Source organism: Streptomyces sp. NPDC101194, from assembly GCF_044767885.1.
In the GTDB taxonomy this organism is placed as follows: domain Bacteria; phylum Actinomycetota; class Actinomycetes; order Streptomycetales; family Streptomycetaceae; genus Streptomyces.
Genome location: NZ_JBIWOS010000002.1, coordinates 822,371 through 841,849 on the forward strand (window position 1 = coordinate 822,371; position 19,479 = coordinate 841,849).

Here is a 19,479-nt window from a genome sequence, read left to right on the forward strand (position 1 = left end):
GTGGATCATCAGCCGCGGATCCGTTGGGCCATCGCGCGCAACACCGTGGCGGTGGGCACGGGCGCCTGACGGACCCCGGTCAGCTGTTGGTCGATGCAGTCGGTGTGGCCCTTGGTGGCGGCGGTGAACTCGGCCGCGGCACCCTGGGGCCGGAACCCGTGCCGCACGGCGAGCCTGCGCAGCTCCGGGTCGGTGGAGAGCAGCTCGCCCAGGCGCCGGCCGGAGCCGGTCAGCGGGACGAGGGTGTGATCGCTGGAGACGGTCGTGTCGGGGTAGAGGAGAACCAGGTCCCCGGCCTCCTGCTTCTGCATCAGCAGCGAGGCGACCTGCGACTCGTACACCAGGACCAGCGGATTTCCGACGCCGCTGATGAAGTCCCTGAACGGGGCGTCGCTGCTGGTCTGTTGCGCGCCCTGCACCTGGATCAGTTTCTTCAGCAGGGGTGCGGTGCGGTCGATCGCGGCCTCGTCCGCGGCGACCCGGCCGCCGTCGGCGACGTACGAGGCCGCGGCGAGGTAGAGCGCGCCGGAGTTGGACGAGACGGGGTCGGTGCTGGTGATGAAGACCGTCCCGGTCAACTCGGCATGCTTTCCGGCTCCCTTGAGCTGCTGCCAGGACCGGTCCGCCCGCGCGGCCTCGAGGTACGGGCCCATGAGCAGCTTCCCGCCGGCCTTTCCGTTCAGCGTCGCGAGTCCGTTGTCCGCCAGCACCTGAGCGGCGCCGCGGTGCGCGACGACGACCAGTGGCGAGTAGAACGGCCTGAGCGGCCCGCCCTCGACAAAGAACCTGCGCCGCAGCTCGTCGGCCGGGGCCTGCGAGCCGGGGAAGGCGAAGTCATAGCCCTTGAGGGGGAGTCGATCCATGGCCCAGGACCCGGATGTCTCCGCCTTGACCGTGAAGCCCTTGGCGGCGAGGGCCTTCACCACGTCGGGATCGGCGAAGAACTCGGCCTTCTCCGATCCGATCACTCCACGCACGGTCTTCGTTGCCGTGCTCGTGTCCCCGGTGTCGCGGCCCACTGCGACGGCTACTGCCACTCCGCCGATCAGCAGCACCGCCAGGACGATTCCCACGATGCGTCTCACACGCGAAGCCTGCTCGCGGAAACCCACATTCCAGGCGGAGTTGGGTGGACGGGAGGTGAAGCAATCATCCCAGTACGCAACGGAGGCGGGACGGGAGCGGGTCGCTCCGGTGTCCTGCCTCCGGGGCACGGATGGGTGGCACCCGGCCCACGCGCCTCGACGGCCCGTGGACCGGGGCCGTCAGAGGGCGCCGACCAGGCGCGACGGGGCGGCGGTGGCGGCGTCGACCGCCGCCGTGTGCGCGTCCATGCGCTCGGCCGCGAGGATCGCGACGGCCGTGTCGGCACGGGACGCGGCCACCACCAGTGCCCGGCCCGCGAGGGCGTGCGCACGGCGGTGGAGCGTGAGCGCGGGTGCGTCGGTTCGACCGGCGTGCCGGGCGGGCGGCGCGCCGCGCAGCCTGGCGACCTGCTCGGCGATGCGGTCGCCCGCCGCGCCGAGGTCCAGCTCGTCGGTGACCGCGAGAAGCGCGGCCAGGTGTCCGGCGAGCTGGATGTCCAGCTCTTCCTCGCGGGAACGGTGCGGGAAGTCGTCGGCGTGGTCGGCCGGTGTGTGGACCGATTTGGTGCGGATCGGTTCGTACATGGATGGCCTCCTGGTGTTGCTGTGGGACCATCCTAGCTTGGATTCAGTCTAAAGTTGTCCGCAATCGATTCCGAGATGAATCAGGGAACGACCGGCCACCCGTCACGGCTGTCCGTACCCGTCCAGGAAGTGCGCGATCCGGGTCACCGCGTCCGTCAGATCCTCGGTCGAGGGCAGCGTCACGACGCGGAAGTGATCGGGCTCCGGCCAGTTGAACCCGGTGCCGTGCACGACCATGATCTTCTCCGCCCGCAGCAGGTCGAGGACCATCTGCCGGTCGTCCTTGATCTTGTAGACCTTGGGGTCGAGACGCGGGAAGAGATACAGCGCCCCCTTCGGCTTCACGCAGGTCACACCCGGAATGGAGGTCAGCAGGTCGTACGCGGCATCGCGCTGCTCCAGGATGCGGCCGCCCGGCAGCACCAGCTCGTCGATCGACTGCCGGCCGCCGAGGGCGGTGGCCACGGCGTGCTGCGACGGCATATTGGCGCAGAGCCGCATGTTGGCGAGGATCGTCAGCCCCTCGATGTACGAGGAGGCGTGCGCCTTGGGGCCGCAGACCGCCAGCCAACCGGACCGGTACCCGGCCACCCGGTAGTTCTTGGAGAGCCCGTTGAAGGTGAGCACCATCAGGTCGGGGGCGATCGTCGCGGTCGGGGTGTGGGTCGCTCCGTCGTACAGGATCCGGTCGTAGATCTCGTCGGAGCAGACGACCAGGTTGTGGCGCCGGGCGATCTCCGTCAGCCCGCGCAGCATCTCGTCGTCGTAGACCGCACCCGTCGGGTTGTTCGGATTGATGATCACGATCGCCTTGGTGCGGTCGGTGATCCTCCGCTCGATGTCGGCGAGGTCCGGCATCCAGTCGGCCTGCTCGTCGCACCGGTAGTGCACGGCCGTACCGCCGGCCAGCGACACCGCCGCGGTCCACAGCGGATAGTCCGGAGCCGGTACGAGGACCTCGTCGCCGTCGTCGAGCAGCGCCTGCATCGACATCTGGATCAGCTCGGAGACGCCGTTGCCCAGGTAGATGTCCTCGACGTCGAGGTCGATCCCCTTGGTCTGGTAGTGCTGCATCACCGCCCGCCGCGCGGACAGCAGCCCCTTCGCGTCGCCGTAACCGTGCGCCCCGGCGAGGTTGCGCAGTATGTCTTCGAGGATCTCGGGCGGGCACTCGAACCCGAACGCGGCAGGGTTGCCGGTGTTCAGCTTGAGGATGCGGTGACCGGCTGCTTCCAGCCGCATCGCCTCCTCCAGCACGGGGCCCCGGATTTCGTAACAGACATTGGCGAGCTTCGTGGACTGGATGACCTGCATGTCTGGGAGCTTACGACCGTGTTTCGCGCGCCGCCCGGCCTTCCGCCCCCGGTTGCCCCACCCGGGTGCGCGGCGCGTCGTCGCCGGACTTCCATAGCCATGCGTCCGCCGTCCCCGGACCGTGAGAAAGCCGGTGGGGGACGGGGGCGGGGCTTGGAAAGGGCCGGAACGGGGACGTGACGGAGACGGACGGGTGAGATGCGCCACGTGAGCGGAAGTGTTCGAGGGGTGGGCGTCGCGGAGAGCGCGTGCGCCCCGGCCCGGGTGGGAGGCGCGCCCCCGGAGGGGCCCGCTCTCGGCTCCTCGCGCCACCGGGGGCGGTCGTGCGCCCCGTGACGTCACTCGGGCAGCCGCGTGCCCGGGGGCAGCCGGATACCGAAGTCGACCGCCAGCACGTGGAGCACCTCGTCGCCGTCCGCCAGCAGCCGCTCCTCGCGGGTGCCGTCGTGCGCCGTGACCGTGAGCGTGCGGCCGGTCAGCGACAGATGGGCGTCCGGGGTGGTGCGCTGGACGTACACCTGGTGCTGGAACGGGGAGCGCGGGTTGGTCGCGATGTGCCAGTTGATGACCTCGTAGTCCGGTGCCTCGAAGGGCTCCAGGGTGAAGGCGTACTGGCTCTCCCACCCCTGGCCGACGGTGTGCGCCTGGAGCTCCCACTGCTCCAGCGGCCCGTCGTGCGGGGTGTTCACGAGCCGGTGGCGGCGCGGGGTGTCGTGCAGCTCCGCGCCCGCGACCAGGGGGATCGGCTCCAGCAGCGAGCCGGTGGCGCCGAAGCCGACATCGGCCAGATACGGGGTCGGGCCGCCCGGCACCCGTGCCAGCATCAGCATGTGGGTCCGCGGCCGTACGTCCCCGGGCCCGGCGCCCAGCACCACGCGTGCGCAGAGCAGGGTGATCTCGAACCCGAGCGTGGTCAGCGCGGCGGCCAGCAGGGTGTTCTGCTCGTAGCAGTACCCGCCGCGCCCGCCCCGAAGGAGCTTCGCCTCCAGGTCCGCGAGCGCGAGCGAGGGCGCCCTGCCCAGGACCGGGTCCAGGTTCTCGAACGGGATGCCCAGCGCGTGGGCACGGTGCACGGAGCGCAGTACCTCCGCCGTCGGCCGACGCTCCCCGCTCCAGCCGATGCGGGCGAGGTAGGCGTCGAGATCGAGGCCGGGGCCGGGGCGTCGGCCGTGATCGGCCGCGTGGTCGGATGTCATGCGCCGACCGTACGCACACGGGCGCGTCAGCGGACCAGCAGGTCCACCACGCCCGTCGTGCTCTCGTTGCCCCGCCCGTCCGCGAGAAGGCGTTCCATCAGGGCCAGATAGGGGGTCAGCAGCTCGCTGCTGACCCCCTGATCCTTCGCCGTGCGCAGCAGCGTGGCACTGCCCGCGACCTGCATGGCGAGGTTGGACACGACGCCCCGTGCGTAGTCGCCGTCGGCCAGCTGGGCGGCGGACGCGTGCACGGAGGACGTCATGGCGACGAGCCAGTCGGCGAGCAGCGGGGCGAGAGTCGTCGGGTCGATGTCCTCCTTGCGGATCAGGGCGAACGCGTGGGAGATCCCGGCGAACATCCCGTACATCGCACTCAGCAGCGCCACGTCGTGCAGAGCGGCGAATCCGGCGTCCTCGCCCACGTAGGAGGTGCCGGCCGGCACGGCCAGGACGTCGTGGTGGGCGTCGAAGAGGGCGCGGGAGCCGCTGTAGAAGACGTATGCGCCGGACCCCGGGGCGCCGATCATCGGCGGGACCGCCATGATCCCGCCGTCCAGGAAGCGGGCCCCGCGCTCGCGGGCCCAGGCGGCGCGGGCGCGGGCCTGGGCGGGGGTGGACGTGGTGAGGTCGACCAGATCCTTTCCGGCCAGGTCGACGCCGGTCAGGGTCTCGTCGACCGAGGCGTCGTCGAGCAGGCACACGACGACGAGCCCGCTCGCCGCCACCGCCTCGGCAGCGGTCCCGGCGACGGTTGCGCCTTCGGCGGCGAGTGGCACGGCACGGCCGGGGCTGCGGTTCCAGACGGTGAGCGGATACCCGGCGGCCAGCCAGGCGCGGGCGAGCGCGGTACCCATGGCACCGAGCCCGAGGAGAGTGAGCGGCGACTTCTCAAAGGTGTTGTCGGTCATGCCGATTAGGCTTGTCGCAGGCCCGGAAGTGATCAAGTACGCACTTCGAAGTGGGTGGTTACCGCCGGGTGAGCGAGCAGGTGGGAGGGCTGGACCATGGGGACCGTACGGAGGCCGGGGGCGTACGTCTGCGGGATCGACGCCGCGATGGACGTGATCGGCGGCAAGTGGAAGGTGCTGATCCTCTGGGCGCTCAACGAGCGGGTGTGCCGCTTCGGCGAGCTGCGCAGGATGGTGCCCGGGGTGACGGAGAAGGTGCTCACGTCACATCTGCGGGAGCTGGAGGAGGACGGCATCGTGCACCGCGAGGTGCATGCGGAGGTGCCGCCGCGCGTCGAGTACTCACTGACCCCGCTGGGGGTCGGGCTCAACGAGGCACTGGCGCCGCTCGGCGCCTGGGGAAGGGAGAACATCCTCGTGGAGGCCGAGCGGTCGCAGCCCTGACGGGTGCCCGCGGTCAGGCGCCCTTGTCCTCGGCGAGCGTGTGCGCGACCAGGGCGTTGGCGTGTCCGTGCCCCAGACCGTGTTCGGACTTGAGCCAGTTGACGATCTCCATGTGCTTGGTCAGGGGAGAGGAACGGATGAGTTCCTGCCACTCCGCTATCGGGCGGCCGTACTTCTTCTCGATCGACGGGAAATAGCTCGCGGGGCCCTTCACGGCATCAGTCATGGCGGGCATTCTGCCATCGTCGGCGTTGATCGGCCGGGCCATGTCCGGTGGTGATCGTCCGGGCGATATCCGGTGGTCGGGCGGGCCTTGCGAACGTACGGTCCCGCCATGGACTGGAAGACCTGGCACGACCGCTACGACCTCCCCGACTCATCGCTGGCACGCCGGTTGCGGGTGGTCGCCGCCCGGGTCCGGTCGGCCCTGGACGCCGCACCTCCCGGCCCGTTCCGGGTGATCAGCGTGTGCGCGGGTCAGGGGCGCGACCTGATCGAGGTGCTCGCCGAGCACCCCCGCCGCGACGACGTGCGCGCGCTCCTGGTGGAGCTCGATCCGCGAAACACCGCCTTCGCCCTGGAGTCGGTGCGGGCGGCCGGTCTCGCGCAGGTGGACGTCGTGACGGGCGACGCCTCGCTCACCGATCACTACCGAGGGATGGCGCCCGCCGATCTCGTCCTGATCTGCGGGGTGTTCGGCAACATCACCGACGAGGACATCGAGCGCACCGTCGCCACCTGCACCCAGTTGTGCGCGAGCGGCGGCACCGTCGTCTGGACCCGGAACCGCGCCGCGCCGGACCGGGTGCCGCTGATCTGCGACTGGTTCGAGCAGCGCGGCTTCGAGCGCCAGTGGCTGTCCGGACCGGATGCGGGATACGGCGTCGGCGCACACCGGTTCACCGGTGAGCCGCTCCCGCCGGCCGAGGGATTCAGCATGTTCGACTTCGTCGGTTACGACGTGCTCAAGGCGCGGGCGCGGGAGAGCGACGGCTGACACCTGCGGCGGCCCGCCCGACCGATCCGGGCACAGGATGTCGGGTCCGACGGGGGCACGCGCTTCCTCACGTGAGTGCTCGCACGGGGTCGGTCCGGGCGAGGCCGGACGGACCGGTGCGGCTCTGCGGTCCCAGCCCCGGATGTCCTTCCGACTCGTGGTCGAAGGGAGCAGCAGCATGCGCTGTCGGATCGTGGAGAAGGAGGAGTTCCGTGTGGTCGGGAAGAAGGCGCGGGTTCCTCTTGTGCGCGAGGGTGTGAACCCGGCCATCGCCGAGTTCGTCCGGGGGATCGACCAGGAGACGACGCGCCGCGTCGCGAGCCGGTCGGACCAGGAACCGGAGGGGATCGTCGCGGTGAGCGACAACCTCGACGAGAGTCGTGCGGAGGGGACCGAACTCGACCACCACCACGCCGTGGTGACCGGCGCGGCTGTGCCCGAGGGCCTGGACGCACTGGTGGTCCCGGCGGGCACCTGGGCCGTCGTCGAGAATTCCGGACCGTTCCCGCAGGCGCTCCAGTACGTGTGGCGGGACGTGTTCACCCAGTGGTTCCCGTCCCATCCGTACCGGAGCAGGCCCGGTCCCGAGATCCTGCGCACCCGGCTGTCGCAGGACGGCAGTGAAGCAGAAGCGGAACTCTGGATCCCGGTGGAGCGCACCACGGTCTGAGAACGGACGGCCCGACACCGGACCGTCCGGTGCCGGACCGTCCGGTGTCGGGCGGCTGGAAACCGCCCCTTGTGGGGGCCCCTCGCGTACGCAAACATGCGCATGTCAAAACCGAAGGAACTTCGGTCGCAGGGGCCGTTCGGGCCCTGCACAGGTCACTAGAGGGGACCCCCACATGAAGAAGCCTCTCGTCGGCGCGCTTTTCACCGTTCTGCTCCTCGGGGCGGGAATCGCACCCGCGACCGCGGCCACCGGCCACGACGCGGCAGCGACCGGCACGGTCAAGGCACAGATCCAGCCCAAGGTGCAGATCAAGCCGAAGGCGGTCAACTTCGCCGGCACCGTCGCGCTCAGCAACTGTTCCGGTTCGGTCGTCCGTACGCCCGACTCCCAGCCCGACGACCCCGCGCTCGTGCTCTCCAACGGGCACTGCATGGAGTCGGGTTTCCCGGGACCGGGCGAGGTGGTGTTCGACCAGCCGTCCACCCGTAGCTTCACCCTGCTGAACGCCGCCGGCAGCGGCGTCGGCACCCTGCGGGCCAGCAAGATCGCGTACGGGACGATGACCGACACCGACATATCGGTGTACCAACTCACCCGCACCTACGCGCAGATCGAGAGCAGCTACGGCATCAAGGCGCTGGAGCTCAACACCGCGCACCCCGTCCAGGGCACGGCGATCACCGTCGTCTCCGGCTACTGGAAGCGCACGTACGCCTGCAACGTGGACGGGTTCGTCTACCGTCTCAAGGAAGGCGCGTGGACCTGGAAGGACTCGGTCCGTTACACCTCCGCCTGCCAGACCATCGGCGGAACGTCCGGCTCCCCGGTGATCGACAACGCGACCGGCAAGGTCGTCGCCGTCAACAACACCGGCAACGAGGACGGTCAGCGCTGCACGGACAACAATCCGTGCGAGGTCGACGAGAGCGGCAATGTGACGGTGCGCCAGGGCATCAACTACGCCCAGGAGACCTACGGCATCGTGCCGTGCATCGGTACCGGCAACAAGTTCGACCTCAGCCGGCCGGGGTGTGCCCTGCCCAAGCCGTGAGTGTGTGACCCCGTAGTCGTCGCCGGCGCCGCCGTTCGGGCGTCGACGGCGGTGGCCCGCCGCACCGCGGACAACCGGACAGCACCATGCACGGAAGAGCCCGCCGGATTCCGGCGGGCTCTTCCGTGGCCTCTGCGCGACGCAGGCATCGCTTCGTGGCCCCGGACACCGCGAGACGGCTCACCCGGGCTCATCCACGGGAGCCGGAAAAAAATTTCGGACGGCGATGTCGAGAACCCGTGCCCGGCTCCGTCCCAGCGGTGAACGCGGCCAAGATGGGTCGTACCAGCACGGAGGAGAAGAACGATGGCCAAGTACTTGCTGCTCAAGCACTACCGCGGCGCCCCGGCTCCGATCAATGACGTGTGCATGGATCAGTGGACGCCTGAGGAGATCTCTGCGCACATGCAGTACATGCAGGACTTCGCGGCCCGGCTCGAAGGGACCGGCGAGTTCGTCGACGGCCAGGCGCTCGCCCCCGAGGGGACATGGGTCCGGTACGACGGCGAGGGACGCCCGCCGGTCACCGACGGCCCGTTCGCCGAGACCAAGGACCTCATCGCCGGCTGGATGGTGATCGACGTCGACAGCTATGAGCGCGCCGTCGAACTGGCCGGGGAACTGTCGGCCGCACCCGGGGCGGGCGGGAAGCCGATCCACGAGTGGCTGGAGGTGCGACCGTTCCTGGCCGCGCCGCCCACCATCACGGAGTGACCTCCCGGATGAACGAGGCCCTGCTCCGGAGCCTCACGCCGAGCGTGCTCGGGATCCTCGTCCGCCGCGGAGCCGACTTCGCGGCGGCCGAGGACGCCGTGCAGGACGCGCTGGTCGAGGCGGTCCGTGTCTGGCCGGCCGACCCCCCGAGGGATCCGAAGGGCTGGCTGGTCACCGTGGCCTGGCGCCGGTTCCTCGACGCGACCCGGGCGGAGGCCGCCCGCCGCCGGCGTGAGGACCGCGTCGACGAGGAGCCGGCGCCCGGACCCGCGCCCGCGGTGGACGACACGCTCCAGCTCTACTTCCTGTGCGCGCACCCGTCGCTGACCCCGTCGTCCGCGGTCGCGCTCACGCTGCGCGCCGTCGGCGGACTGACCACCCGGCAGATCGCCCAGGCCTACCTGGTGCCGGAGGCGACCATGGCGCAGCGCATCAGCCGCGCCAAGCGCACCGTCTCCGGCGTGAGGCTCGACCGGCCCGGCGACGTCGCCACCGTGCTGCGCGTCCTCTACCTGGTCTTCAACGAGGGCTACTCCGGCGACATCGACCTCGCCGCCGAGGCCATCCGGCTCACCCGGCAGCTCGCGGCCGTGATCGACCATCCCGAGGTGGCGGGGCTGCTCGCCCTCATGCTGCTCCACCACGCCCGGCGCGCCGCCCGGACCGCGCCCGACGGCAGCCTGGTGCCGCTCGCCGAGCAGGACCGCGGCCGGTGGGACACCGGGGCGATCGCCGAGGGCGTCGAGATCCTGCAGTCGGCCCTCGCCCGGGACCGGCTGGGCGAGTTCCAGGCCCAGGCCGCCATCGCGGCACTCCACGCCGACGCGCCCACCGCCGAGGAGACCGACTGGGTGCAGATCGTCGAGTGGTACGACGAGCTCGCGCGCCTGACCGACAGCCCGGTCGTCCGGCTCAACCGCGCGGTGGCCGTCGGGGAGGCCGACGGACCGCGCGCCGGGCTCGCGGCACTCGCGGCACTGGACGGCTCGCTGCCCCGCCACACCGCGGTGGCGGCGTACCTCCACGAGCGCGACGGCGACCTGGCGACGGCGGCACGGCTGTACGTCGAGGCGGCCCGGAAGGCGCCCAACCTCGCCGAGCGCGACCACCTGACGCGCCAGGCCGCCCGGCTCAACGCCGGCGGGCGCGGCTGACGGGCCGCGCCCGGATCCCGCAGTGCTCGGCCGGTCCGGTTCGGGGCCGGCCCGGTGCGCCGGTGCCGCCGGCGTGGGTCGTCCGTGGCCGGTGGGCCGCACGCGCGCCGCCCTGCGGCGGCCCGCACCGGCTCACCGGCCGGCGGTGCGGCGGATCGCCGCGTCGATCCCGTCGAGCAGCACGCCGAGTCCGACGGCGAACGTCTCCCGGGCCTCGCGTTCCAGGTACGGCATCGCCTCGTCGCCGGGAGCGGCCGGGGGCGGCTGCGGGGCGGACGCCCGCTCCATGGCGCTCAGGCCCGGGTAGCGGTCCGCGAAGTCGGGTGCCACCTCGCCCAGCAGCGCCGAGCGGGCGTACCACCACTCCTCGTCCGGCTCGCCCGTCTCCGCCGCCGCCCGGCGCGCCTCGGCGACGGTCCCGGCGCAGCCGCAGAGGAAGTGGGACAGCGTGCCGACCAGTCGCCGCAGCAGGGCGGCGTCGAGCCCGGTGCGGTTCAGGAGGCGTACGAGAGTGTCCAGCGCGGCGTACTCGTGCGGACCGAGGACCGGGCGGGCCTGGGAGACCTGGAGCACCCAGGGGTGGCGCAGGTGGAACGCGAGCGTGTCGTGCGCCCAGTCGGTCAGCGCCGCACGCCAGTCGCCGGTATCGGCGTACTCCATGGGCAGTTCGGCGTGGACCGCGTCGTACATCAGGTCCAGCAGCTCGTTCTTGCCGGGGACGTACGTGTAGAGCGCCATCGCGGTACGCCCCAGCCGCTCGCCCACCGCGCGCATCGAGAGGGCGGCCATGCCGTCCTCGTCGGCGACGGCGATCGCGGCGGTCACGATCGCGTCGACGCTCAGCCCCGGTCTGGGACCCGGCGCGCGACCGCGGCGTGGTCGCGCCGGCTGTTCGGCGCGCCACAGCAGGACCATCGAACGGCGGGCATCGCCCTGTCCGGCAAAGACCACCACTTGCGACTCCTTACGCCATAAAGTAACTTCACCCAGGCAATTCCTTATGCCATAAAGTATCAGTCGCAGAGAGTGGGTGCCGCGATGGGTCAGGCCTTGCCCGTGTCGTACGTACAGGTCGTGGGGGTGGAGCGGATCACCCCGCGGACGGCACGTGTCGCCTTCACCGGGGACGCGTTGGCGGAACTCCTGGAGGACCGGCCCGACCAGCAGATGAAGCTCTGCTTCCCGAGGGCGGGCCAGGAGGCCCCCCGTCTTCCGGAGCCGGACGCCGACGACACCTACGGCATGCGCTGGTACGAGGCGTACCTCGCGATCCCCGAACCGGAGCGTCCACTGATGCGGAGCTTCACCGTCCGCGCGTACGACCGTCGGAGCGGAAGGATGACCGTCGACGTCGTGCTCCACGGGGACGACGGACCCGCCGCCCGCTGGGGTCGGGACGCGCGCCCGGGGGACGTCCTCGGCATGGTCGGCCCGTCGTCGGCGTACGCCCGGCCGCTGCCCGCGGCCGACTGGCTGCTGCTGGCCGGGGACGAGACGGCGCTCCCGGCGATCGGGACACTCCTGGAGTTCCTCCCGGCCGGAGGACGGGCGGTGGCGTACGTCGAGGTCGCCGACGAGGCGGAGGAGCAGGTGCTCGCGTCGCCCGGTGAGGTGACCGTCCACTGGGTGCACCGGGACCGCGGCGGGAAGCTGGTGGACGCGGTGAGGGGCGCCGTGCTGCCGGCCGGATCCGGCGCGGCATGGCTGGCCGGTGAGGCCGGGGCGGTACGGGCCCTGCGCCGTCACCTGGTCGAGGAGCGCGGACTGCCCAAGGCTGCCGTGGAGTTCAGCGGCTACTGGCGCGAACGCCTCACCCAGGACGACGCCCCGACCGAGGAGGACCTGGCCTGGGCGAAGGAGCGGGCGGCGGAGGACCGGGACCCGTCCTGAGGGCTGTCCCGCAACCCCCGGCGGGCGCGCGGCGTCCGGCACGCACGGCCCGGCCTCCGGCCGAACGACGCCGGTTCGAGGACCCGTCCTGGTGCCGTGACCGAGGCCCGTCGCCCGACGGCGACGGGCCTCGCGAAGGGCCGTGTTCGATCGACGGAGCCGACGGCCCGGCCCCTCGTGCGCGGAAGCCGCCTACTTCGTCACGGCGTTCAACGCGTTCACGATCCCCCGCCCGTAGAACCCGTTGTGGTTCTTCGGCCCCTTGCACACGGCGTCGATCCTGCCGTCGGAGTCGATGTCGTACGGATCCGTGCACGGTGTGGCGTCGGCCCCGGAGTACAGCAGGGCCTTCACCTGGCCTGCGGTGGCGTGCGGGTGCGTCGACCTGATGAGGGCGGCCACCCCCGCGACGTGCGGGGACGCCATCGACGTGCCCGACCTGTAGGCCCACGTGCCGCCGGGCATCGTGCCGAGGATCCCGCCTTCGACGGCCGGCGCGGTCGGCGGCTGGTAGCGGATGGAGTCGCCTCCGGGCGCGGCGACGTCCATGACGTTCAGGCCGTAGTTGGAGAACGACGACTTGATGCCCTTCGCGCCGGTCGCGGCCACGGTCACCACACCGGGCAGCTGGGGCGGCAGGACCAAGCACGTGTGCGGGTCGATCACGCGGTCGCCCGGCGTGCCGTCGTTCGGGGAGGCGGGGTCGGTGAGGGAGTCCGCGTCCAGGTCGCGGCTCTCGTTGCCCGCGGCCGCGACGTTGACCGTGCCCTTGCGCTCGGCGTACCGCGAGGCCCGGGCGATGGCGTCGACGAGTGCCCTCTGGTCCGGGTCGTCGAGGCAGTTGAAGTTCCAGGGGTCGGTGTAATAGCTGTTGTTGGTGACGTCCACGTGGTGTTCGGCCGCCCAGACGAAGCCGCAGACCACGGCCTCGGTGTAGATGTAGTCCTCCGGGGTGGACACCTTGATGCCGGCGACCCGCACGCCGGGCGCGACGCCGGTCATGCCGATGCCGTTCTTGGCTGCCGCGATCACTCCCGCGACATGCGTGCCGTGGGCGGCGTCCTCCGACGCGTTCGGCCGCCAGGCCCCGTCCGCGGTGTTCGGCCTGCCCGAGACGCAGTTGACGGACGCCTCGCGGTCGAAGTTCGGGGCGAGGTCGGGATGGGTGTCGTCCACGCCGGTGTCGATGACGCCGACCGTGACGTCGCGGCTTCCGAGCGTCTTCTCGTGCGCCTTGTCCGCCCCGATGGCGGGCAGGTCCCACTGCGTCGGCTCCAGGGGGTCCCGGCCTTCGGCCGACGGAGCGCTCGCGACCTCCTCGGCGCCGAGCACCCGCGTCGCGCCGACCTCGGTCGTCGACTGCGCGGCGAGGGGCGCGTTGCGGGTGACGCCGGCCGACTGCACGCCCGGAACTCTGCGGACGGTCCGGGCGAAGTCGCGGTTCGAGGAGTGGACGACGATCACGCCGATCCGGTCGTACGAGATCACGATGGTGCCGCCCGCGTCGGTGATCGCCTTCTTCACCGTCGTGGACGGGCCGCGTCCGGCAGCGACGTTGACGACGTAGCCGAGGGAGGTCGCGTCGGCCGTCGTGGCCGTGGTGGCCGCCCGGGTCGTCCGGACCGCCTCGGCCGCCGACGCCGAGACGTCGGGCAGTAAGGCGAAGGCGGTCGCCATGACCATCCCCAGCGGAAGGGCGACGAGGCGACGGGAGCAGGTGCGCGGCGCTGTCATAGAGGTCTCCAGTTGGTTCGCGGTACGGGTGGTATGACGCGTGTGGAGACTCGACAAGTTGATCGACGGGGTCACTTGACCGTTCGCGGGGACGTCGACGATGCCGAAGTCGTGGCCCCGTTCACGCGCCCGCCACCCGTGCGGGTCGCGCCCACGACCCCGTCGCCGTCGTGGTCGTAGGGGTGCTTCGGGCCGGATCAGCGGGCGCGGCCCGCTCCCCGCACGGCCCGGCCCGCCAGCACCTGCGTCCGGCGGCCGTCCTCGATGACGAAGCGGCCGTCGATCAGCACGTGCGGGATGCCGACGGGCAGCGTACGCGGTTGTTCGAACGTCGAACCGGCCGCCACCGTCTCCGGGTCGAAGAGGACCAGGTCGGCGCGGTAGCCCTCGCGGACGTACCCCCGGTCGGCCAGGCGCAGCCGCTTCGCCGGGCGGGAGGTGAGATGGGCGACGCACTCCTCCAGGGACAGGATGCCCAACTCCCTCACGTACCGGCCGAGATACTGCGGGAACGTGCCGTACGCGCGCGGATGCGGCTTGTCTCCCTGGAGGATGCCGTCGCTGCCGCCGGTGTGCACCCGATGGCGCATGATCTGCCGGACGTTCTCCTCGTGACCCACGTGCTGGAGGATCGTCGAGCCGAGCCGGTCGTCGACGAGCAGCCGGCGCGCGGTCACCCAGGGCGCCTCGCCCCGCAGCCGGGCGGACTCGGCCACCGTGCGGCCGACGTGGTCGGCGAGGCCGGGCACGCCGACGCCCGAGATCTCGATCGTGTCCCATTCGATCGGCACGCCGTGGCAGCCGTCCGAGCCCAGCACCTCCAGGTGGTGCCGGATCCGCTCCGCCGTCGCGTCGTCCGCGAGCCGGGCGAGGACGGCGTCGGGCCCGCCCTCGCTCGCCCAGCTCGGCAGCATCGCGACGAGGGTCGTGCAGCCGGGGGTGTACGGGTAGGTGTCCAGGGAGATGTCCGCGCCCGCGTCGAGGGCGTCGTCGAGCAGGGCGAGGAGGTCCGGCGCCCTGCCCTCGTTCACGCCGAAGTTCATGGTGGCGTGGGCGAGGTGGAGGGCGCAGCCCGCGTTCCGGGTGAGCCGCACCATCTCCGCGTACGCGTCGAGCGCCCCCGCCCCGTACGAGCGGTGGTGCGGGCAGTAGTAGCCGCCGTGTCCGGCCACCACCCGGCACAGTTCGGTGAGTTCGGCGTCGTCCGCGTACATGCCGGGGGTGTAGGTGAGACCTGAGGACATGCCGACCGCGCCGTCCGCCATGCCCTGGGCGACGAGTTCCCTCATCCGGGTCAGTTCGGCTTCGGTGGCCGGCCGGTCCTCCCAGCCCATCGCGTACATCCGGACCGTGCCCTGCGGGACGAGGTAGGCGGCGTTGACCGCGATGCCCCGGCCGTCGAAGTTGCGGTCCAGCCGGTCCAGGTACTCGCCGACCGTGCGCCAGTCGAAGTCGAGATCCGTGTCCTCGGGCGCACCGCCGTTCCAGCCGGTGATCGCCCTCCGTACCGCCGTGAGCGTCCGGTCGTCGACCGGGGCGTAGGACAGGCCGTCCTGGCCGAGGACTTCGAGCGTGACGCCCTGGGCGGCCTTGGCGCTGTGATCCGGGTCGCGCAGCAGCGCGAGATCGCTGTGCGCGTGCATGTCGACGAAGCCGGGGGAGAGGGCGAGCCCGTCGGCGTCGAGGGTGCGGCGGGCGGTGGGGCGCGGGCCGGGCGCGTGTTCGGGGTGGATCTCGGCGATCCGGCCGCCGTCGACGGCCACGTCGGCGCGGCGGGCGGGCGTGCCGGTGCCGTCGACGACGAGGGCGTTGCGGATGACCAGGTCCATGGAGTGGGCCGCCTTTCACCGGAATCGAGCCCCTTCGGCGTTCGAGGGGCCGGGCCCGGGGCCGGGGCCGGAGCCCCGGCCCCGGGAAGAGGTCAGAAGAAGGTGCGGATGTAGTCCGTGACCGTGCCGTCCGCCGCCACCAGCGGAATCAGCTGCCACTTGTCGAAGCTCGTGCACGGATGCGACAGGCCCATCCCCACCCAGTCGCCCACTTCCAGCTCGGCGTCCGGCTCCGTGCGCAGCCAGGTGTGCTGGTCCGACAGACCGCTGACCGTGATCCCCGTCGCGGGCCGGACCGTGCCGTCGCGGCCGGACCGGACGACCTGCGCCTGGGGGAGATCGAGGTCGTACGCCGCGTCCCGCTTGCCCGCGTTGAGGAACGCCTGCTCGGCACAAGGCCGGGAGACGACCTGCGCCCAGAGCCGGAAGGCGGGCTGGAGGGCCCCCTCCTCCGGGACGCGGTTGAACGGGGTGAGATGGCGGTAGTGGCCGTCGTCGTGCGAGACGTACGCCCCCGAACGCAGCAGCTTGAGCACCGGGGCGGAGAGGTCCGGGATGTCCGCGAACACGTCCGCCACCGCGTCGAACCACGCGCTGCCGCCCGCGCTGATCACGATGCCCTCGGCCGCCGTCTCCGTGAACCGGCCCGCCCGGTCGAGTTCGACGGCCAGCGCGACGAGCCGCCGCAGCCACTCGCGTACCCGCTCGCCGGACGCGTCCGGCACCTCGCCCTCGTAGCCGGCCACGCCCACCAGACGCAGGGTCCCGGTGGCGGCCACCGCGTCGGCGACCGCCACGCATTCGGCCTCGGTGCGCACGCCGGTGCGGGCGCCCTCGCCCGCGCCCAGCTCCACGACGACGTCGAGGGGCCGGGAGGCGCCCGCCGCCCGCAGCGCCTCGTCCATCAGTTCCACGCCGCGCACCGAGTCGACGTAACAGATGAAGCGGAACTCCGGATCGGCGTCCAGCTCGCCGGCGAGCCAGCGCAGGGCCGCCGCGTCGACCAGCTCGTTGGCGAGGAAGATCCGGCGGATCCCGTACGCCCGGTAGACCCGTGCCTGGTGCGGCACGGCGGCGGTGATGCCCCAGGCGCCGCGCTCCAGCTGGCGGTCGAAGAGCTGCGGCGACATGGAGGTCTTGCCGTGCGGGGCGAAAGCGAGCCCGTGACGCCGCGCGTACGCCTCCAGGAGCGCGAGGTTGTGCTCGACCGACTCGGCGGACAGCGCGAGCACCGGGGTGGTGAAGCCGCCGGTGAAGAGGCTGCGCCGCTCGGCGGCGAGGGCGCCCACGGTCAGGCCCTCCGCGTCGGGAGGGAGCGCCTTGAAGCGGTGGTCGACCAGCTCGTCGGCAAGTCCGGCCACAGGACGGTCGGCGGCCAAGGGGGCCTCCTCGATCGAAGTAGTCGTTGCAGCATATGCAACACCCATTGCGTATATCGCTTGACGCTGTCTAACATCCGAGCCGACGCCGGGTCAATGCCGAGAGCCGGCTCCACCGCTCCCGAAACCGCTGCCCTGCATCGTCGAAGACCACCTACCCCGCGAGGAGCCCCGAGTGTCCGGAACCCCGGCCAGGACCGCCGAGACCGCCACGGCCGCCGAGGTCGTGTGCCTCGGCGAGTCCATGGTGACGTTCCTGCCGTCGCAGCCCGGACGCCTCGCCGACGTGCCCTCCTTCGGTCGCGGCATCGGCGGCGCCGAGTCCAACGTCGCCTGCGCGCTCGCCGCGGCGGGGCACCGGACGGCCTGGGTCAGCCGGGTCGGCGCCGACGGATTCGGGGACCACCTCGTGGAGGCGATCGCCGGGTACGGGGTCGACACCTCCGCCGTGCGGCGCGATCCGGACCGGCCCACCGGGATCTACTTCCGTACGGCGACGGACCGGGCCACCGAGGTGCACGAGGTCGCGTACTACCGGGCCGGGTCCGCCGCCTCCGCGATGTCCCCGGACAACGTCCCGTACGAGGCGCTGCCCGCCGCGCGCGTCCTGCATCTGTCCGGCATCACGGCGGCGCTCTCCGCCGACTGCCTGGCCCTGCTCCACGACCTGACGGCGCCCCGGCCCGCCCGCCCGCTGATCTCCTTCGACGTCAACCACCGCCCCGGTCTGTGGCGCGACGCCGACGCCGCCCCCGGCGTCCTCCTGGACCTGGCCCGCCGCTGCGACCTGGTCTTCGTCGGCGAGGACGAGGCGGAGGAGGCGTGGCAGGTGCTCGGCGCGGAGGCGATCCGCACGGCGCTGCCCGAACCGGCGGTGCTGGTCGTGAAGCGCGGCGGCGCGGGGGCGACGGTGTTCTCGCGGGCCGAGGGGGCCGACACCGTCACCACCGTCCCCGCCCTCCGTGTCGACGTCGTCGCCCCCGTCGGCGCGGGCGACGCCTTCGCCGCCGGATTCCTCTCCGCCACCCTGCGCGCCCTCCCCGTGCGCGACCGTGTCCGGCACGGTCATCTGATGGCCGCCGCCGTCCTCACCGTCCCCGGCGACCTCACCGGGCCTCCGGCCCGCGCGCACGCCGACGCCCTTGCCGCACTGGACGACGACGCCTGGGGGAGACTTCGTCTCGGCCCCGGGTGGACGGGGCACGACCAGGAGGTACGTACGACGTGAGCGGGCGCACAGAGCGAACGGACGACAGGGGCGTCCCGGGCGAGGGCCGGGACGGGAACAGCGAGGCACGCGCATGAGTCAGACCGTCGACCGGGCGCTGAGCATCCTGCCGCTGCTCGCCCAGGGACCCGCCGACCTCGGGCAGGTCGCCGAACGGCTCGGCGTCCACAAGTCCACCGCGCTGCGCCTGCTCCGTACGCTCCACGAGCACGGACTCGTCTACCGCCAGCAGGACCAGCGCTACCGCCTCGGCGCCCGCCTCTTCGCGCTCGCGCAGGAGGCCGTCGAGAACCTCGACGTACGGGAGATCGCCCACCCCCACCTCGTCGAACTCAACGAGAGCTGCGGCCACACCGTGCATCTCGCGGTGTACGAGGAGCACGAGGTCCTCTACATCGACAAGGTCGAGAGCCGCTACCCCGTCCGGATGTACTCGCGGATCGGGAAGCCCGTCGCGATCACCGTCGCCGCCGTGGCCAAGCTGCTCCTCGCCGACCTCACCGAGCCCGAGCGGCGCGCGATCGCCGAGAAGCTCGACTACCCCATGTACACGTCCCGTTCGATCCCGAACGCCGGTGCCTTCCTCAAGGAGCTCGCCGTCGTCCGCGAACAGGGCTGGGCCACCGACCTCGGCGGCCACGAGGAGTCCATCAACTGCATCGGTGCTCCCATCCGGGGCGCCGACGGCCGGGTCGTCGCCGCGATGTCGGTGTCCGCGCCCAATGTCGTCGTCACGGCCGAGGAACTCCTCACTCTGCTCCCCCTGGTGCGCCGCACCGCCGACACCATCAGCCGGGAGTACTCCGGCACCAACCAACCCAAGAGAGCCTGAACAGCCATGACCGAGAAGATCGCCCTCACCCCGAGCACCCACACCACGCCGCCCGCGAAGTTCTCGCACGGGGTGAGGAAGGGGAACATCCTCCAGGTCGCCGGCCAGGTCGGCTTCCTCCCCGCCGTGGAGGGCCAGGCCCCCACCCCCGCCGGTCCGACGCTGCGCGAGCAGACCCTCCAGACCTTCGCCAACGTCAAGGCGATCCTGGAGGAGGGCGGCGCGAGCTGGGACGACGTCATGATGATGCGCGTCTACCTCACGGACGTCGACCACTTCGCCGAGATGAACGAGATCTACAACAGCTACTTCGGCGAGCAGAACCTCAAGGCGGCCCCCGCCGCCCGTACGACGGTCTACGTCGGCCTCCCCAAGGGCCTGCTCATCGAGATCGACGCGCTCGCGGTCCTCGGCTGATCCAGCTGATCCACTTGCCGCACCCGCTTCAACGCACCACCGCGCACGG

At 71.8% G+C, this 19,479-nt stretch carries 19 protein-coding genes and 1 pseudogene; 10 read left to right on the forward strand and 10 right to left on the reverse strand.

Annotated features, from left to right (window positions below; all coding sequences use genetic code 11):
* Nucleotides 1-8: 8 nt before the first annotated feature.
* The 5 genes from ACIRP2_RS10485 to ACIRP2_RS10505 form a co-directional block, all read right to left on the reverse strand.
* A complete protein-coding gene (locus ACIRP2_RS10485) occupies nucleotides 9-1,112 on the reverse strand; it encodes a hypothetical protein (protein WP_404248479.1) in 1,104 nt (367 codons plus the stop codon).
* Nucleotides 1,113-1,265: 153 nt separating this feature from the next.
* Nucleotides 1,266-1,670 (reverse strand): hypothetical protein, encoded by a 405-nt coding sequence (locus ACIRP2_RS10490; RefSeq protein ID WP_376218652.1) that lies wholly within the window; start codon nucleotides 1,668-1,670, stop codon nucleotides 1,266-1,268.
* 102 nt (nucleotides 1,671-1,772) lie between these two features.
* Nucleotides 1,773-2,984, reverse strand: coding sequence for a pyridoxal phosphate-dependent aminotransferase (locus ACIRP2_RS10495; protein WP_404248481.1), 1,212 nt, complete (start codon nucleotides 2,982-2,984; stop codon nucleotides 1,773-1,775).
* A gap of 338 nt (nucleotides 2,985-3,322) precedes the next feature.
* Nucleotides 3,323-4,180, reverse strand: a complete 858-nt coding sequence (locus ACIRP2_RS10500; protein ID WP_404248483.1) for an arylamine N-acetyltransferase — start codon at nucleotides 4,178-4,180, stop codon at nucleotides 3,323-3,325.
* Nucleotides 4,181-4,206: 26 nt separating this feature from the next.
* Nucleotides 4,207-5,088, reverse strand: coding sequence for an NAD(P)-dependent oxidoreductase (locus tag ACIRP2_RS10505; protein WP_404248485.1), 882 nt, complete (start codon nucleotides 5,086-5,088; stop codon nucleotides 4,207-4,209).
* 96 nt (nucleotides 5,089-5,184) lie between these two features.
* Between ACIRP2_RS10505 and ACIRP2_RS10510 the strand changes: the two genes are divergently transcribed.
* Nucleotides 5,185-5,532 (forward strand): winged helix-turn-helix transcriptional regulator, encoded by a 348-nt coding sequence (locus ACIRP2_RS10510; RefSeq protein ID WP_404248487.1) that lies wholly within the window; start codon nucleotides 5,185-5,187, stop codon nucleotides 5,530-5,532.
* A 13-nt stretch (nucleotides 5,533-5,545) separates the two neighbouring features.
* On the opposite strand, the gene ACIRP2_RS10515 is transcribed toward ACIRP2_RS10510, so the two are convergent.
* Entirely contained in the window at nucleotides 5,546-5,758 is a 213-nt protein-coding gene (locus tag ACIRP2_RS10515) for a DUF4287 domain-containing protein (protein WP_404248489.1), read from the reverse strand.
* A 108-nt stretch (nucleotides 5,759-5,866) separates the two neighbouring features.
* On the opposite strand from ACIRP2_RS10515, the gene ACIRP2_RS10520 reads away from it, so the two are divergent.
* The 5 genes and pseudogenes from ACIRP2_RS10520 (at nucleotide 5,867) to ACIRP2_RS10540 (ending at nucleotide 10,121) form a co-directional block, all read left to right on the forward strand.
* Entirely contained in the window at nucleotides 5,867-6,529 is a 663-nt protein-coding gene (locus ACIRP2_RS10520; RefSeq protein ID WP_404248491.1) for a class I SAM-dependent methyltransferase, read from the forward strand.
* A pseudogene (locus ACIRP2_RS10525) lies at nucleotides 6,466-7,199 on the forward strand (GyrI-like domain-containing protein); the annotation flags it as partial. The gene ACIRP2_RS10520 and the pseudogene ACIRP2_RS10525, both read left to right, overlap by 64 nt.
* A 175-nt stretch (nucleotides 7,200-7,374) precedes the next feature.
* Entirely contained in the window at nucleotides 7,375-8,253 is an 879-nt protein-coding gene (locus tag ACIRP2_RS10530) for a serine protease (RefSeq protein ID WP_404248493.1), read from the forward strand.
* A gap of 306 nt (nucleotides 8,254-8,559) precedes the next feature.
* Nucleotides 8,560-8,967, forward strand: coding sequence for a YciI family protein (locus ACIRP2_RS10535; RefSeq protein WP_404248495.1), 408 nt, complete (start codon nucleotides 8,560-8,562; stop codon nucleotides 8,965-8,967).
* Between the two features lie 8 nt (nucleotides 8,968-8,975).
* Complete coding sequence (locus tag ACIRP2_RS10540; RefSeq protein ID WP_404249448.1) at nucleotides 8,976-10,121, forward strand: RNA polymerase sigma factor; 1,146 nt, start codon at nucleotides 8,976-8,978, stop codon at nucleotides 10,119-10,121.
* Between the two features lie 132 nt (nucleotides 10,122-10,253).
* Here ACIRP2_RS10540 and ACIRP2_RS10545 read toward each other — a convergent pair whose 3' ends face one another.
* A complete protein-coding gene (locus ACIRP2_RS10545) occupies nucleotides 10,254-11,075 on the reverse strand; it encodes a TetR/AcrR family transcriptional regulator C-terminal domain-containing protein (protein ID WP_404248497.1) in 822 nt (273 codons plus the stop codon).
* 84 nt (nucleotides 11,076-11,159) lie between these two features.
* Between ACIRP2_RS10545 and ACIRP2_RS10550 the strand changes: the two genes are divergently transcribed.
* Entirely contained in the window at nucleotides 11,160-12,011 is an 852-nt protein-coding gene (locus ACIRP2_RS10550; protein WP_404248499.1) for a siderophore-interacting protein, read from the forward strand.
* Nucleotides 12,012-12,203: 192 nt separating this feature from the next.
* Here ACIRP2_RS10550 and ACIRP2_RS10555 read toward each other — a convergent pair whose 3' ends face one another.
* The 3 genes from ACIRP2_RS10555 to ACIRP2_RS10565 all read right to left on the reverse strand — a co-directional run bounded on the left by ACIRP2_RS10555 (nucleotide 12,204) and on the right by ACIRP2_RS10565 (nucleotide 17,001).
* Nucleotides 12,204-13,745, reverse strand: coding sequence for a S8 family serine peptidase (locus ACIRP2_RS10555; protein WP_404248501.1), 1,542 nt, complete (start codon nucleotides 13,743-13,745; stop codon nucleotides 12,204-12,206).
* Between the two features lie 197 nt (nucleotides 13,746-13,942).
* Nucleotides 13,943-15,574, reverse strand: coding sequence for an amidohydrolase family protein (locus ACIRP2_RS10560; protein WP_404248503.1), 1,632 nt, complete (start codon nucleotides 15,572-15,574; stop codon nucleotides 13,943-13,945).
* Nucleotides 15,575-15,666: 92 nt separating this feature from the next.
* The gene (locus tag ACIRP2_RS10565; protein ID WP_404248505.1) at nucleotides 15,667-17,001 is read right to left on the reverse strand and encodes an amino acid deaminase; all 1,335 of its coding nucleotides are present in this window, start codon (nucleotides 16,999-17,001) and stop codon (nucleotides 15,667-15,669) included.
* 127 nt (nucleotides 17,002-17,128) lie between these two features.
* On the opposite strand from ACIRP2_RS10565, the gene ACIRP2_RS10570 reads away from it, so the two are divergent.
* From ACIRP2_RS10570 to ACIRP2_RS10580, 3 genes are all read left to right on the forward strand, one after another.
* Nucleotides 17,129-18,181, forward strand: coding sequence for a sugar kinase (locus ACIRP2_RS10570; protein ID WP_404248507.1), 1,053 nt, complete (start codon nucleotides 17,129-17,131; stop codon nucleotides 18,179-18,181).
* Between the two features lie 73 nt (nucleotides 18,182-18,254).
* Nucleotides 18,255-19,013, forward strand: coding sequence for an IclR family transcriptional regulator (locus ACIRP2_RS10575; protein WP_376283258.1), 759 nt, complete (start codon nucleotides 18,255-18,257; stop codon nucleotides 19,011-19,013).
* A 6-nt stretch (nucleotides 19,014-19,019) separates the two neighbouring features.
* A complete protein-coding gene (locus ACIRP2_RS10580) occupies nucleotides 19,020-19,430 on the forward strand; it encodes a RidA family protein (RefSeq protein WP_404248509.1) in 411 nt (136 codons plus the stop codon).
* Nucleotides 19,431-19,479: the final 49 nt, after the last annotated feature.